Origin of the sequence: Paraburkholderia fungorum (assembly GCF_046026025.1) — a bacterium.
Classification (GTDB): domain Bacteria; phylum Pseudomonadota; class Gammaproteobacteria; order Burkholderiales; family Burkholderiaceae; genus Paraburkholderia; species Paraburkholderia fungorum_E.
The window spans coordinates 52,394-66,301 of sequence record NZ_JAQQFL010000029.1; the positions used below are offsets into that span (position 1 = coordinate 52,394).

At 60.4% G+C, this 13,908-nt stretch carries 10 protein-coding genes and 2 pseudogenes; 2 read left to right on the plus strand and 10 right to left on the minus strand.

Features of this window, described 5'->3' with window-relative positions; translation table 11 throughout:
• Window positions 1-4: 4 nt before the first annotated feature.
• The 6 genes and pseudogenes from PQR67_RS27215 to tssF all read right to left on the minus strand — a co-directional run.
• A complete protein-coding gene (locus PQR67_RS27215) occupies window positions 5-1,303 on the minus strand; it encodes an SEL1-like repeat protein (protein ID WP_408465939.1) in 1,299 nt (432 codons plus the stop codon).
• Between the two features lie 3 nt (window positions 1,304-1,306).
• Window positions 1,307-3,313, minus strand: coding sequence for a phospholipase D-like domain-containing protein (locus tag PQR67_RS27220; protein WP_408465940.1), 2,007 nt, complete (start codon window positions 3,311-3,313; stop codon window positions 1,307-1,309).
• The gene (locus tag PQR67_RS27225; RefSeq protein WP_408465941.1) at window positions 3,310-5,982 is read right to left on the minus strand and encodes a type VI secretion system Vgr family protein; all 2,673 of its coding nucleotides are present in this window, start codon (window positions 5,980-5,982) and stop codon (window positions 3,310-3,312) included. The genes PQR67_RS27220 and PQR67_RS27225 overlap by 4 nt, the downstream gene beginning before the upstream one ends.
• A 182-nt stretch (window positions 5,983-6,164) precedes the next feature.
• Entirely contained in the window at window positions 6,165-6,704 is a 540-nt protein-coding gene (tssJ, locus tag PQR67_RS27230; RefSeq protein WP_408465942.1) for a type VI secretion system lipoprotein TssJ, read from the minus strand.
• Between the two features lie 13 nt (window positions 6,705-6,717).
• The gene (tssG, locus tag PQR67_RS27235) at window positions 6,718-7,851 is read right to left on the minus strand and encodes a type VI secretion system baseplate subunit TssG (RefSeq protein ID WP_408465943.1); all 1,134 of its coding nucleotides are present in this window, start codon (window positions 7,849-7,851) and stop codon (window positions 6,718-6,720) included.
• Window positions 7,848-8,897, minus strand: a pseudogene (tssF, locus tag PQR67_RS27240) (type VI secretion system baseplate subunit TssF); the annotation flags it as partial. The gene tssG and the pseudogene tssF, both read right to left, overlap by 4 nt.
• A gap of 1 nt (window position 8,898) precedes the next feature.
• Between tssF and tssD the strand changes: the two are divergent.
• Together tssD and tssE are read left to right on the plus strand one after the other, a co-directional pair.
• Window positions 8,899-9,171, plus strand: a pseudogene (gene tssD, locus PQR67_RS27245) (type VI secretion system tube protein TssD); the annotation flags it as partial.
• A gap of 155 nt (window positions 9,172-9,326) precedes the next feature.
• Window positions 9,327-9,749 (plus strand): type VI secretion system baseplate subunit TssE, encoded by a 423-nt coding sequence (tssE, locus tag PQR67_RS27250; protein WP_408465944.1) that lies wholly within the window; start codon window positions 9,327-9,329, stop codon window positions 9,747-9,749.
• Window positions 9,750-9,845: 96 nt separating this feature from the next.
• Here tssE and PQR67_RS27255 read toward each other — a convergent pair whose 3' ends face one another.
• From PQR67_RS27255 to PQR67_RS27270, 4 genes are all read right to left on the minus strand, one after another.
• Window positions 9,846-10,889, minus strand: a complete 1,044-nt coding sequence (locus PQR67_RS27255) for an alpha/beta fold hydrolase (RefSeq protein ID WP_408465945.1) — start codon at window positions 10,887-10,889, stop codon at window positions 9,846-9,848.
• A gap of 255 nt (window positions 10,890-11,144) precedes the next feature.
• Window positions 11,145-12,461 (minus strand): ATP-binding protein, encoded by a 1,317-nt coding sequence (locus PQR67_RS27260; RefSeq protein ID WP_408465946.1) that lies wholly within the window; start codon window positions 12,459-12,461, stop codon window positions 11,145-11,147.
• Window positions 12,458-13,198, minus strand: coding sequence for a response regulator (locus PQR67_RS27265; protein ID WP_408465947.1), 741 nt, complete (start codon window positions 13,196-13,198; stop codon window positions 12,458-12,460). Before PQR67_RS27265 ends, PQR67_RS27260 begins: the two co-directional genes overlap by 4 nt.
• A gap of 126 nt (window positions 13,199-13,324) precedes the next feature.
• Window positions 13,325-13,696, minus strand: coding sequence for a GFA family protein (locus PQR67_RS27270; RefSeq protein ID WP_408465948.1), 372 nt, complete (start codon window positions 13,694-13,696; stop codon window positions 13,325-13,327).
• Window positions 13,697-13,908 lie beyond the last annotated feature (212 nt).

Genomic DNA, 13,908 nt, shown 5'->3' on the forward strand with positions numbered 1-13,908 from the left:
AGCGTTACGCCTGATCCTGGTAAGCGGTCAGTGTCCACACCACGTCCGTGGTGTAGCGACGCTTTCCCAGCAGGTTGTCGAGCCATGCTAATACGCGCGGTCTGTACACATCCAGCATCGGCAATGTTTCACCCTTGCGGAAGCGCTGTGTCGTCTCGCCGCGCAGGTCTGCCCCGATCTGTGTGCACCACACGCCACTTTCCGGACAGCGTGCACCGGCCCGCATCTGCGTGCCCAGCGCCACGCGCGCCAGCTTCGCCGGCTCGCCTACATGGGAAGTCTTGCTGGCCGATGCCGGGAGCGGCAGGCCCGTCGTCGGGTCCAGATTCTTCTGCTTCGCCAGCCGGTTGATCAGTTCATCTGACGGTTGTGGCGGAATCTGCGCCTGCTTCTTTTCCCATTCGAATGTGCCGTCCCAGGCCGGCAGTGGTGCCGGAGGGAGCGGAACGATCCTGTCTATATCGGGAACAGTCGGCTTGGCCAACTGGTTGAGGTCAAGAAAATTTCCGATCAATTTATAGCGGTGTGAGCGCTCTGGATCTTTGGAGAGGTCAAGATAGAAGCCTTCATCCGTCGCGGGGGGCGCCAGGAAGGATTTCTCAAGGACCATGGCCGATATACTGTTCCCCGCAGCCACGCCTTTCTGGTATGCAGACAGTGCATCGCGGTATTGCTTGCTGTATTTGAGATCAACTCCCAAGTCCAAGGCAGCCTCCCCGTGACTCTGATCGGCGGCACACTGCTGCATCTGTCTCGCAATATCTGGCGCCTTGTCGAGGGGAGCCAATAAGTCGGCAACGTAATACTGCGCATCCGCATTGCCCAGATCCGCCGCCTTGCGGATGTATTTCAGCGCCATCTCCCTGTTCTGCTTCAGGCCATATCCGGAATTCAGGTAATAGCCAATGTCGTAGTAACCCGTCGGAATCCCCTGCTTGACCAGTTCGGTCGCCCATTCAACAGCCTCACGCGGAGCGTCCGGTGAACTCGCCATCCCCTGCGACACCAGTTGCTGCACGTTATGGTTCGCCTTGTAATGGCCGTGTGCCGCCGCAATGCGGTAGTAACGCGCCATCTCGTCGAAGTCCTTCGGACCATCCCGCGTCTGCAGATACCGGCCGTACCGGAACAACGCGTCCGCATCCGGATTGAGCGCCGGCAGACGGTCCGCTTCATGGGTGCAGGTGAACGCCAGATTGGCGCGGACGCTCGATATGTCGGAAAAACCGGGCAAGTCATTCTCCTTCGAACAGGCGGTCAAGGTTGTGATCGTTAACAACAAAAAAGTGGCAGCAATTTTCATTTCCTAGTCCCAACCGGATCGTTTCGGGTCTGCCCTATGGAACTCAACAAGGGACGCATATGGCGCTTCATTATTTTTTCGCCGAATTTGGTTTTCTCTAAAAATATTCCCCCAACTCTTAAATGCACTTGCAGCATCCAATCTCCCATTCGCATCCTTAACCCCCACCCCGGCCGCAATCCCATTTACCTTCGTATGAATCCCCCACAACTTCTCCCTCAGCGGCTGCGTCACTCGCATGGACTCGTGGCAGATATTCAACTCACTATCCACCTCCATGCTACGAAGATTGACGTTGGCCGAACCATGCGTCATAAAAACGTCGTCAATGATCATCAGCTTGGAATGGATATACACCTCGTCCCATGGCTTCCCTTTCGGCGTATCCGGTGGAACGAGCGTGCAGATATGCACATTGAGCCCCGGGATATTCAATTTCTGCGGATCCTCCGTCCTCGCCTTCTCCAGTTGCGCTTTCAGTTCGCTCACCCGCTGCGCAGCCACAGCAGCGTCCTGCTGGCAGGCGGCCATGTTGTTCACGGCATACTGCGCCGAGTTGGAGAAGGGATCGACCTGCATATGCATGGCACGATCGAGCGCCTCGTCCGCCGCCTTCTGCGCACTGAGCGCCTCGTCGTACCGCCTGCCCAGATCGTCGCCCCGTTCCAGCTTCGCGACACCCGGCAGAACATCCGCGCGCCCCAGCGCATTGAGCATCTGATACGTGCTGACCGTGCCCAGGCCGATCCCGTCATCGCTCGAATTCGTGACGACAAACAGGTACAGCGGCGTTTTGCGGCCACCCTGCTGGTAGGCCTTCACCAGATTGGTCAGCTTGTCCGCCAGCGGAGGAAAGCGGAAATACTGATTCTCGATGTAGATAAAATTGCTGGTATTGTTGACGGCCTGAAGGTAAATCGATTCGATATCCTTAACACCGCGCTTTCCCTCCTGTGACTGGGTCCGCACAATCTGCGCCATCACTGGCACGTCGCCCCTGCCACAACGCATTGCCGGTTCCTTCGCCGATGCGCGCTGCTTTCCCAACTGCTGTCCCGTTGCCTTATCCCACGCCTGACAGAAATTGCTGTTCAGATCGATCAAAACCGGCCCCGTCACCCTGGCGGAGATGTCCTGCCGTGGGTGAAACCCATTGCGCCCCATCTGGGGATGCATCCGCAGACTGCCATGGCGGCTGGTGTCCCAGTATTCGTCGAGCGTGTTGTGTCCCATGACAAAGCCGGTAGCCAGTTCGGGATACTCGTAGTCGATCAGCACCATTTTCTGATGATGTGAGGGTGCGCCTCCCATCGCCAGGCTATTCTTCACCTTCGCGCCCGTACCACGTCCGGCATAGTCACTGTCGAATGCGGTACGCCAGGCGATTTCTGCATGCTCCTCCAGACTGAAATCGCGCGTCGCGAATTCGATGTTGTCGAACGCCGGATCGCGCCAGTGCCGCAACGCCCGGTTAACCGCGTGCTCCGCGCCCTTTCCCATCGCATTTAGTGGCAAGGTCAGAAGATCAGTCCCTGTCAGTTCCGTTCCCGGTCGATTTTTCCTGTCCAGCTTGACTTGCTCGTACCACCAGCGATCGAATTCCTGCTGTGTCGAGTTCCGGTTATCCGCCGACGTTGTGAGCCGCCCGCCCGGCATCATGTTCTCCATGAACTGCGCGACGTGAGCCTTATCTCCCCATACCAGCAGACGCACCTTCACCTTCCCGCGCGCCATCTCCAGCAGCAACTGCCCGATTGGCCGCGAATCCGGGCCACCGCGCCTGAAATACATCGACGGCTGGAATCCCCAGCAGATGATGTCGATGCTGTGTTGCGCCAAAGCGATCGCATCATGCACGGCGCCGAACGCTTCTTCTCCATTCACCAGCGGTTGATGCGTCGCACGCTTTGGTTTGTACTCGGCCTTCTGCAAATAATGCGGCAACGTCAACGTCGCCGTGTTCCCGCAAGATTGCGCAATCGGTGTAGTAATTGCTGCGGATTCACTCATGACTGGGCTTCCGTATCGTGTGCGTCCGCGTTGGGATTAAGCAAGCTGTAGTAGTGCTGACGGTGAGCAGCGCGATCTTCTCCATCGCCGTCCTGCCCTTGCTCGAAAAAATGAAAACCCTGGTTCGCCAGTTGACCATTGGTCGCATCTCCCCTGAACTCGTCGCTCACCGGGATGTTGTAAACCACGCCATTTGCCAGTTCGAGTCGATAGGACTGCGTGCCCGGGCGATGGTCCACAGTAATTCGCCCTGTGGCATCGGTCAGACCCTGCGCGACCAACCCGCCCTGCGCATAGAGCTTGTATGGGACATCTTGAGGAATCGCCTGCATCGCGGAGGGTGAAGACGCCATACCCAGGATCAGGCGCTGCGCCGGCAGACTGTTCGGCAGCGTACTGCTGATCTCTGCACTGGCTGCCCTTTGCCTGCCCCAGAACGCGCACTTTTCCAGAATGTCGCCGGGCGTGCCGCTCTCGATACGATTGGCGTTGATCCTGATGTACGACCCGCCTGCGCCAATCCAGACTTCCTTTTTCGCGCTCAGTACCAGCCGGCCCCCAGTGCTGGTGATCGTGATGTCCTTCAGCGCGGCCAGCGCCATTTCATCGCTCTGCGCCTGAATCTCCACCTTGCCCATGGCAGCAAATAGCTTCATGCCCAGTTTCTGCGCAAATAGCGAAACTGCTTCACCGACCGTCACCGTAAATTTTTTCAGCACACCGATGTCGGCACAACCACCGGCGGTAAAAAACAGACTCTTTCGCGCCGCCAGTTGAACATGATTGCCGGAGACCATGCCGATACCTTCCGGAGCGCTCATCAGCACGCCCGCGCGCGCCAGCCCCTTGAGCGTGTCGTCAAGCAGCGATTGCTGCCCGGCTACGTCGGCTGCGAGCGCCCGCGCGTTTTCTGCTGCATCGGTCAGCGCCTGCATCTGCTGCATCGCCAGTTCAAGCCTCTGTACGGCTGCCTGCATATCCAACTGCTCGCCGTTTGCCGCGAACTGTGCGTCGGCCGACATCAGCACGCCCTTTGCGCCCCGGATTGCAACGTGCCCGTCCGTGCGCAACTCCGCGCCCTGTCCACGCTCGTTAGTACCACCGTCCACCATGTGCCCAAGATTGAGCTCACTGGTCTGATACGGCGTAGTCAGATGGATATGCTCGCTACCCTCCTTATCCTCCATGCGCATCTCGTTCTGCGCGACGGTACGAATCAGGTTACGGGTGTGATTCAGGTTGTTGACCAGGTCCGGATGCAGACTGTCGTGCATCGCCCCGATAATCACGGGCCGGTCCGGATCACCGTCGGTATGAATGATCGCCACCTCTGCGCCGTCAATCAGCGGGAAGTGATGACCATAGTTGTCACCGCTATATGGCTTCGCCAGCCGCACAGGCCGGCTTGTGCCCCCCGGACTCCACGTGTCGAGATCGAACGGCAGCCTGATCACATACCAGCCTTCCTCCGTCAGATACGCCCGTTTGTAGTCGCCAGGCGAGGTGATGCGCGCCGGCAGGATGCCGTTGATAACAGGCCGCGCCGCCACAACAACCGGCGTGCGCCAGACGCGGTCAGACGGAATCGCGGTAAACGTATTCGAATACGCCTGCTTACGTCCACCACTGGACGAGACAGAGACGATGAACAGCCCGTGCGGTGCATCGGAGAGTTGCTCATCAAGGTTCAGGACCTCGCCCGCCTCGAGCGCAAACACATTGCCCTCGCCTTCGAAGGTGATCTGCTGTGCCAGATGTGCTTCGTGCCGCAACTGCGCGATGCGCTGCCCTTCCTGAGGCGTTTCGTAATGCTCACCCCAGCGGTAATCCACCGCGTTCGTGGTCTTATCGTCACGCGCCGCATTCTGCTCGACGAGCAACGACACACCTGCCTGACGATGGTTGTAGTCGTTCAGCCGGATCGCCTCGGGCACGCGCCGCATGTGGCGCTCAATCGACCTGACGGACTCGGCCCCGGCACTGGTCAACCCGGCATGGTGCCGGAACGGCACGATGCGCTGGTTACGCGCATACGCATCAAGGTCGTCACCGAAGACCATCACCTCCTGGTCCTTCGCCTGCTCGAAGCGGAACCACATACCCACGTCCGCTGCAATGCGCTGGATGAAGGCAAAGGTCGTCTCGTGATACTGGGTGATGTAGTCGTGACGCCTGTACTGCGCCCGCAGCCTGAACCTGAAGTCGACGCCTTCGCGATACCCATAGTGACGCAACGTGCTCGTGATGATTTCCTGCACCGACTGCTTCTGGAACAACCGGCTGGTCACTGTGCGGGCGAGATCGGTGAGTCGTGGCTCGATAATCAACCGGTAACGCGTCTCGTCGGCCGAAGTATCGAACTGGTCGAACTGCGTTACAACGCCATGAACGGTGCGCGCCGGCGGCATCTCGCTGAATTGCGACGCGTTCTCGCCAAACATCCTGAGCAGATGGTCGGCGTTCGGGTCGACGGGGTCGATCACGAACCTCGCAGGCCGCCCCAGCACCTGGTCCATCGGAATGTCGGCAACGGGGCTCGTGAACTCGATCTCGTAGCGATACAGACGGCTGACACCTTCGTCGCCCGCGAACTTCAGTACTGAGAAAGGTGCCGGATGCGGCGCGAGTTTCACCTCATAGGCCTGGGACGGCAGAACCATGAACCCCATCAACGACTCCCCTGAAAATGCATGACACGAGACGACGACGTTGGGACGCGCTGCGCTCGCATCCCAACGGGTTGCACCAGGTACACCGAATCAGCTCTTTGCCTTCGGCATCTGCGACACCAGCGACAGACCAATGTCCATCCCCTCCCATTCACTGCCTTCGATGCCCGCGCCCCGGTTCATCATTCCGGCCGCGATTTGACGGGATCAGTGGTGGCGACCAGTTCGCGATCGACCAATTCGAGCTTCAGTGGCGCATCCGCCGACAGCTTCTTCTTCGGAATCACGCGACGCCAGCTTCCGTTCGAATCGGGGTTCCGGTAGAACGCGACAACGCCCACGTATTGCGTATCCGGCTGCATCGGCTGCGACACGCTCGCGGAAGCACCAGGGTTGACTACGGTCGCAACGCTGTCCTGCAGATCCTGCACGAGGACTGTCTTGTCGTTTTTCAGCAGATCGTCATACGACGCTTTGTCGAAGAGACTGCGATCCTTGAGTTGGTACACGCGCACGGCGACCGACGTCGAGCGCATGGCTTCGTCGGGATTGACCGACGCGCGCGCGATGAGATCGACCTTCAGCACCTTGACCTGCTTGTAGAAGACTGCGTGATACGCACTCGAGGACGAGTCCGATACCGCTTGCCATGCGCCACATGCGCCAAGAATCAGACTGGCGGCAAGGAGCGTGACGGTCATCGTAATCGGGCGGAAAGACATAAACACTCCAGATTCAGTCGGACGACGCTAGAAATGGGTTCGGCCCCGGCACCGGAAACGCTTCATAAGAACCGAGCGCGATGGTGATAAGACGTTCGTTATCCGAAGGAAGCACCGTGGTCCAGGCAAGACGAGGCGCCGGGCCTGCAAGCGTCGTGCCGATTTTCGGCGCTGGGGCGATACGCGACGATACTTGCATGCACAGGAACACGTCGGCCTTCGTACCGGCGTACAGACGGATAAAGGCCATCAGTTCGCGGTGCAGCCACGCGCCAGGCAACAGGTCGTGGGCCTGCTCCGCACTCGCTGGCCGCAATGTCACGCGTGCGGCGCGGCTCCGATAGGCGAGGCGCGTGCCTAACACGTAAGCGCCACCGAGGCCACGACGCCTGCACTCGCTCTGTGCACCGCCAGCACTACCCGCACTGCCCGCACCAACCGCCGACGTGAGCGGTTGAGCCTTGCCCGCACGTTTGAGGACCGGGAAGAACTCGTCGACACGCACATCGACGCCGGGCACGGCCAGCGCAACGACGCCCGCAAGACCTTCAGGCGTGCGTGTGCGCTGGATCAGCAGTCCCAACAGCGCGAGGACCCGCGAGTCGGGCAGCCCGGCGCGCGCGGGCTTGTCCCCCCAACCAAAACCCGCCAGCGAGAGCAGTTTGCGTGAATGCGCATCGGTGCCGCCGGGACGGAAGCCGATCGGATAGCGATACTTTTTCCACGCGCGATACAGCAGCGTGACAAACCGGTGATTGAACTGATCGAGAAACGCTTCGAGCGCTTCGTGTCCTTCTGTTCGCAGCACGATGTCGTCGATCATGTGCGAGGGCATGGCCGCATCCACGCCGTACAGGCCCATGAACGTCGTGCGCACGGTCGGCGGGGCATTGGGTCCGTACGCGAAACCCTCCTCGTCAAACTCGATCGAGGCGATTTCGCCGGCCGGAAAACCGACGCGAGCGCGCGGACGGAATCTCACCGGTTCGTGTTCCGGCGTGTCGAGCGTGCCGAAGCCGGGGTGCTCCGGTACACGCACTTCAAGCAACTGACATAGCTGCATGAAGTTCATCATCGGAGCACGTGCCAGCAGCGACGCGACCAGCGGCTCCAGATTGTTGGCTAGCGCCTCCGGTTTCAGATTCATAGCGGAGAGCGCAGCGCCTTGCTGCGCGGCCATTCAGTGCGTTGCTGCGAGGGCAAACTCACCATCGCAAGCTTCGTGAACAGATTGATTTCCGCATACAACGCGAAGAAGCGGTGCAGCAGTTCACCGAACAGCATTACATCGCCGACGCCCGCGAATGCGTGACTGTCGAGCGTGACCTCGATCAGCACACCCCGTTCGACCGAACCGCCCGACACCTCTTCAAGCAATTCCTCCGAGACGTGGAGGATGCCCGCGAGCCGCCGGCGGTTCAGCTCGTCGTTGGTCCAGTCGTAGAGCGCGAGTGCACCGCGCAGCACTTCCGCGTCCATCATCGACAGAAAGTTCGGTGCAAGGTGCGATAGCACCCGCCACTGGAAGCGGTCGCCGGTGGGCGGGTAAAGCGGCAGCGTGGGCGCCACCAGATTGCGCACGGCCGAGACGTTCGGCGTGCTCCCGCCCAGTTCGTTGATGTTCGCTTCGCGCAGGCCCTTTCTGGGCAGCATGCCGTTCGTGCCCGTCACGCGTAGCGACAGGTTTTCCGCCGGCAGATCCTCCATCGTCTCCCACACGTGACCGCCGAGGATGACCCACGTGTCATGCAGCCCCGTCACGCCTTGCCTCACGCGCGTATGGAAGTACCGCTCCGGCGCCTCATGGCGCAACATCCCGCCGCGATGCCGGAACGTCGCGAACGGCACATACTCGTAACGCTGCGCGCTGCCGTGATCGAACGACTCGATCGCATCGACTGAATAAGTTTCGACGTTGGCCCCCTGGTGGCCGGCGGCCACGACCCGGTATTCCGTCTCGTGGTGATTGACGTCGATCGGTTCAGCGTCGAGCGGAAACAGGTTGATGACTGGCGTGCAGAAGAGCCGCACGTTCTCCACCGTGAAGCGCTGGTCAGACGGGTAACCCTGTTTGAGCAGGATTTCCAGTTCGAACCTGAACGCGTTCGGTGGCAGCTTCGCCACGTCCAGACCGCACAGGTCAACGAACGGAAACTTCTCGCGGAACGTGAAATATTCGAGTAGTAACTGAAACTTGTACAAAGCGGTCACGAGCGGCCAAACGCTGAAGTCGATCGAGATCAAGTGGTACAAGATCGACGATGCGGGCAAGGAGAAGGAGTACTTCAACACCAGGCTCGATAATGTAAAGGTCGTCGCGGTCAAGCCGAAGATGCTCGACATCAAGAACCCGGCCTACGAAAAACACAACCATCTCGAAGACGTCGAATTGCGCTACGAGAAAATCACGTGGTCGTACAAGGACGGCAACATCATTCACGCCGATAGCTGGAACGAACGCTCGTAAGGTTCCGCGGGCAACCGGCACCGGCTACCTGATCGCCCGGATCAGGACGCGTGCCGGTCGTTTCGCCGGCCCGCCGTGCACGGGCTGGCGCCTCGTGTTCATACCCCAAAGCCGCTCGCGTTTCGGGCATTTTTTGTCACCTGAAGGAGCATGCAATGCCAGTGGGCCCTTCGCTGTACGACAAGCTGCTGGGTCAGATCGGCGGTGAACCGCTGGACGCCTACGACGACAGGACACTTGAGATTCTGAGCATCCAGCAGAACATCCGCCGCATCCTCAACGCACGGGCAGGCGCACTCAAACACCTGCCCGCTTACGGATTACCCGATCTGACGAACATCTATAAAGCACTGCCCGCTTCCGCGCATCTGCTCAAGCAGCAGATGGAATCGACCCTGCTGGTGTATGAGCCGCGTATCCGGTCGATCGACGTGGAGTACATCGACAACCCCGATCCCGGCGTGCTGGTGAGCTACGAAATGACATGTCACCTGAAGAAAGCCGGCCTGGTACGGTTCGGAACGTACTTCGAACCGCCAGGCCGCATGCGTGTGCAGCGGATTCAAGGGGAACGTTGAAGCGGGCCGGTCAGGAGAAATGGTTTTACTGCAACGATCTCGCCCCCCGCCACCTCGACCCAGGCTCAGCAACCGAGTAAGTCGCCTTGCGCCCGCTTAAAGACGTGCGACATCGACGATGGCATCGGCAAATGCCTTCGGTGCTTCCTGCGGCAGGTTATGCCCGATGCCTCCGTCGATATTCCGGTGCAGATACTTGCCGGTGAACTTCTTCGCGTAGGCAGCCGGATCGGGATGTGGCGCACCGTTGGCATCGCCCTCCATGGTGATGGTCGGAACCTGGATGACCGGCGCCTTCGCCAGACGCGCTTCGAGTTCGTCGTATTGCGGTTCACCCTTGACCAGCCCCAGACGCCACCGGTAATTGTGAATCACCACCGCGACGTGATCCGGATTGTTGAACGACTCAGCCGACCGCTCGAACGTCGCGTCGTCGAAACTCCATTTCGGTGACGCGATATGCCAGATCAGCTTGTTGAAGTCGTGGCGATTCGCTTCATAGCCCGCATGGCCACGCTCCGTGGCGAAATAGAACTGATACCACCAGGCCAGCTCCGCCTTCGGCGGCAGTGGCGCCTTGTTGGCCTCCTGGCTACCGATCAGATAGCCGCTTACCGACACCATCGCCTTGCACCGCTGCGGCCACAGGGCGGCAATGATATTCGCCGTGCGCGCGCCCCAATCAAAGCCGCCCAAAATCGCCTGGTCGATCTTCAATGCGTCCATCAATGCGACGATGTCGACGGCAACCACCGCCTGCTGACCGTTGCGAGGCGTATCCGCTGACAGGAACCGCGTGGAGCCGTAGCCCCGCAAATACGGCACGATGACCCGATAGCCCGCGGCGGCCAGCAGTGGCGTGACCTCGGCGAAACTATGGATATCGTAGGGCCAGCCGTGCAGCAGGATAACGACCGGTCCATTCTGCGGGCCGGCTTCCGCATAACCCATACTGAGTGTTCCGGCGTTGACCTGGCGGATGTTGTCGAAGGAGACAGCGCGGGTTCCCACGTTCGTACTGGATGACGTGCCGTTCGACTGCGCCCGGGCGAGTCCGCTCAAACCCAACTCCATCAAACTGATACCAGCAACTGTCGTCCCAAGCAGACGACGACGTCGCGTATTGATCTGGTCCGGCATCGTTGATTCTCCTCTTAGATTATCTACACAGGCGCCGTGCCGAATCGCACATGCCCTCGATTGATGTTGATCAGCCTCGCGGCCTGGCAAAAACGCATGTCTGATTTGCGGACCAGACAATCTCGCCAGGAGGTATTAGAACCCCCGAAGGTATCTGACTTGTGTCGGCGAGGAGCGCCTGCGCAACCCACTGTATCTGCCAACGGCGCTGATACAGTGGAATACAAAGACGGCTGGACCGTTGACGGAATCTAGTTAAAACCTTTTCAGCAAAAGCCTGGCTTCCAGGCCGCCGTCGGGTCGGTTATGCAACGACAAGACCGCGTCCATCGCCAAGGCGAGCTGCCGCGCAATCGCGAGACCCAGGCCGGTGCCGCCGGTTCCGCGATTGCGCGATCCTTCCAGCCGGTAGAACGGTTCGAACACGGCTTCGAGCGACTCCGCCGGAATACCCGGCCCGCGATCGAGTACCGAGACCGTCACCTGCCCTTCGCGCGAGGCGGCTACTCTGATCTCGGCCGATCCACCGAACTTCAGCGCGTTATCGACGAGGTTGCCCACGATCCGCCGCAACGCCTGAGGGCGCGTCACCAGCGCCGTATCAATTCGCCCATGTAGCGACACCTCCTTACCGGCGTCGACATAGTCGAACACGAGGCTGTCGAACAGCGCATCCGGATCGATACGAAGCGGCGCCTCACTGGCGCCGTGCATGGTGCGCGCATACGTGACGCCTTCCTTGACCATCGCTTCCATTTCCTGCAGGTCCTGCTGCAGCTTGGCCCCTTGTGCGCTGTCGTCCATGACGTCGATGCGCAAACGCATGCGGGTAATCGGCGTTTGCAGATCGTGCGAAATCGCCGCAAGGATCTGCAAACGCTCGGTCATGTATAGCCTGATGCGGTCCTGCATGGCATTGAACGCGCGCGCGGCGCGTGCTACTTCATCCGGTCCGTCTTCGGGCAGGCGTTCCACTTTCAGGTCCGGGCCCAGCGTGTCGGCTGCCCGCGCCAAGTGGCTCAACGGGCGTGTCGCCAGCCGTACCGCCAGCCAGCAGCACACGGCCAGCACCACGAGTTGCAACACCAGCACCCACGACAACCAGAGCGAAAGCGGCGCGCCCGGCATGGGGTGGTAGTCGATCGTCAAGGGCGTGCCGTCGCTCAACTGTAGATGGACCTGCAGACGGTCCGGGTCACCCGGGACGGCATTGGCCGTCAGCGAATAGCGCTTGCCGATGCCATCCGCGATGGATTGAGCCACCCTCGCCGAGAGCGTCGCATCCGGAGGCGCGCCCGCGACCCCCGCTCCCAGATTGAAGGTATAGGTGCGTCGTGCCAGCCTTGGCAACCATTCGGCGCGCTCATTAGCGGGCAAATGATCGAGCAGCGCGACCGAACTGGTGACCTCGCGTTCGATGTAACCCATCATCACGTTCGTCATGGTCTGGTCCCGTTCCGTCATGGTGAGCCAGACCGAAAGCGTTTGCACCAGCGCGAGGCTGACAAAGAGAATCAGCGCAAGCCGCGCGAACAGCGTACGCGGCCAATGCAGCAATGCCTTCAGCTTCATGAGTGGCCTTCGATCATGGTCACGGCCGCCGAGAAGACATAACCCTCGCTGCGCAACGTCTTGATGTAACGCGGTTCGCGCGCCACGTCCTGCAGACGCTGCCGCAAGCGGCTAACCAGCAGATCGATCGAGCGGTCGAACGGGTCGGCCTGGCGGCCCTGGGTCAGATTGAGCAATTGATCCCGCGTGAGCACGCGCTGTGGATGATCGAGAAACACGCGCAGCAAGCGATATTCCGCGCCGCTCAGGGCGACCATGGTGCCCTCGGCGTCGAGCAGATGGCGCGCGGTGGTGTCGAGCCGCCAGTCGCCGAAGCCGATCATCGGCGCGGTTTCCGTCACCTGCATGCCGGGCGGCAGCATCCGCGCGCGGCGTAGCACGGAGCGGATGCGCGCGAGCAGTTCGCGCACGGCAAACGGTTTGGACAGGTAGTCGTCGGCACCCATTTCCAGGCCGACAATGCGATCCGCTTCTTCACTGCGGGCGGTCAGCATGAGTACCGGCACCGAACGGAACTTGCCCGCACGCAGTTCCCGGCACAGCACAAGGCCGTCTTCGCCGGGCAGCATCAGGTCCAGCACGATCAGATCCGGTGCGCCCTGTTCGAGGACCGCGCGCATCTGCCGGCCGTTGGCGGCCAGCGAAACGCGCATCTCGTTCTTCTCGAGATAGGTGGCGAGCAATTCGCGGATGCCGCGATCGTCGTCGACGATCAGGACGTGGTCGGTGTTTTCCATCAATGGATCAATCCTTTCGACGATTGACACGCACCCGGTTCACGTTGACCAGCGAACAGTGCACGGGGTGTGCGAGTTCCGCCGCCAATCCGCCCGCCAGGAAGGCGAGAATCGCCATCAACCGTCTCATGCATCCTCCACGACGGACAGACTGGCGCCATTGGCCACGCTGGCCTCCAGCGTATACGGATCGACGCCCGCGAGGCAACCGATGTTGACCCGCCACAACTGCGGGTCCCGACGTGTCTGGTGGAACGGATAAATACCGCAGTGCTTGCAGAAGTAGTGTTTCGCGGTGCGCGTGTTGAACTGGTAGAGGGTCAACGCTTCCTCTCCCTGCAGGATATTCAGTTCACCTGCGGCGAACGGCGGCGTCATCAGCGCGCCCTTGCGCCGGCACAGGCTGCAATTACAACGCGCGGCGGGGACGACATCGGTACGGACTTCAAATTTCACGGTCCCGCAATGACAGGATCCTTTCAGCAATTCGGTACTCATGGGGTGCTCCGCAGTAGGCATGGCTGCTTTATAGCCCAGTACGCGCGACGCTTTGTATCCCAATGTATCTGGGCATTCTCCTGACACAAAACATTGCAGCCGAGCCACGTTGGCGACACAAGCCAGATACGAACGGGCGTTCCAATGCAGCCATGTTCACCACTGAAATACCCGGCGCGACGCCCCGGCCCACGGCCGGAGCGCCGCTCGAA

Coding starts and splice junctions, on each gene's coding strand:
- tssJ (WP_408465942.1), bottom strand. CDS start 6,704: ATGTCTTTCCGCCCGATTACGATGACCGTCACGCTCCTTGCCGCCAGT.
- PQR67_RS27265 (WP_408465947.1), bottom strand. CDS start 13,198: ATGGAAAACACCGACCACGTCCTGATCGTCGACGACGATCGCGGCATC.
- PQR67_RS27255 (WP_408465945.1), bottom strand. CDS start 10,889: ATGCCGGACCAGATCAATACGCGACGTCGTCGTCTGCTTGGGACGACA.
- tssG (WP_408465943.1), bottom strand. CDS start 7,851: ATGAATCTGAAACCGGAGGCGCTAGCCAACAATCTGGAGCCGCTGGTC.
- PQR67_RS27260 (WP_408465946.1), bottom strand. CDS start 12,461: ATGAAGCTGAAGGCATTGCTGCATTGGCCGCGTACGCTGTTCGCGCGG.
- PQR67_RS27225 (WP_408465941.1), bottom strand. CDS start 5,982: ATGGGGTTCATGGTTCTGCCGTCCCAGGCCTATGAGGTGAAACTCGCG.
- PQR67_RS27220 (WP_408465940.1), bottom strand. CDS start 3,313: ATGAGTGAATCCGCAGCAATTACTACACCGATTGCGCAATCTTGCGGG.
- PQR67_RS27215 (WP_408465939.1), bottom strand. CDS start 1,303: ATGAAAATTGCTGCCACTTTTTTGTTGTTAACGATCACAACCTTGACC.
- tssE (WP_408465944.1), top strand. CDS start 9,327: ATGCCAGTGGGCCCTTCGCTGTACGACAAGCTGCTGGGTCAGATCGGC.
- PQR67_RS27270 (WP_408465948.1), bottom strand. CDS start 13,696: ATGAGTACCGAATTGCTGAAAGGATCCTGTCATTGCGGGACCGTGAAA.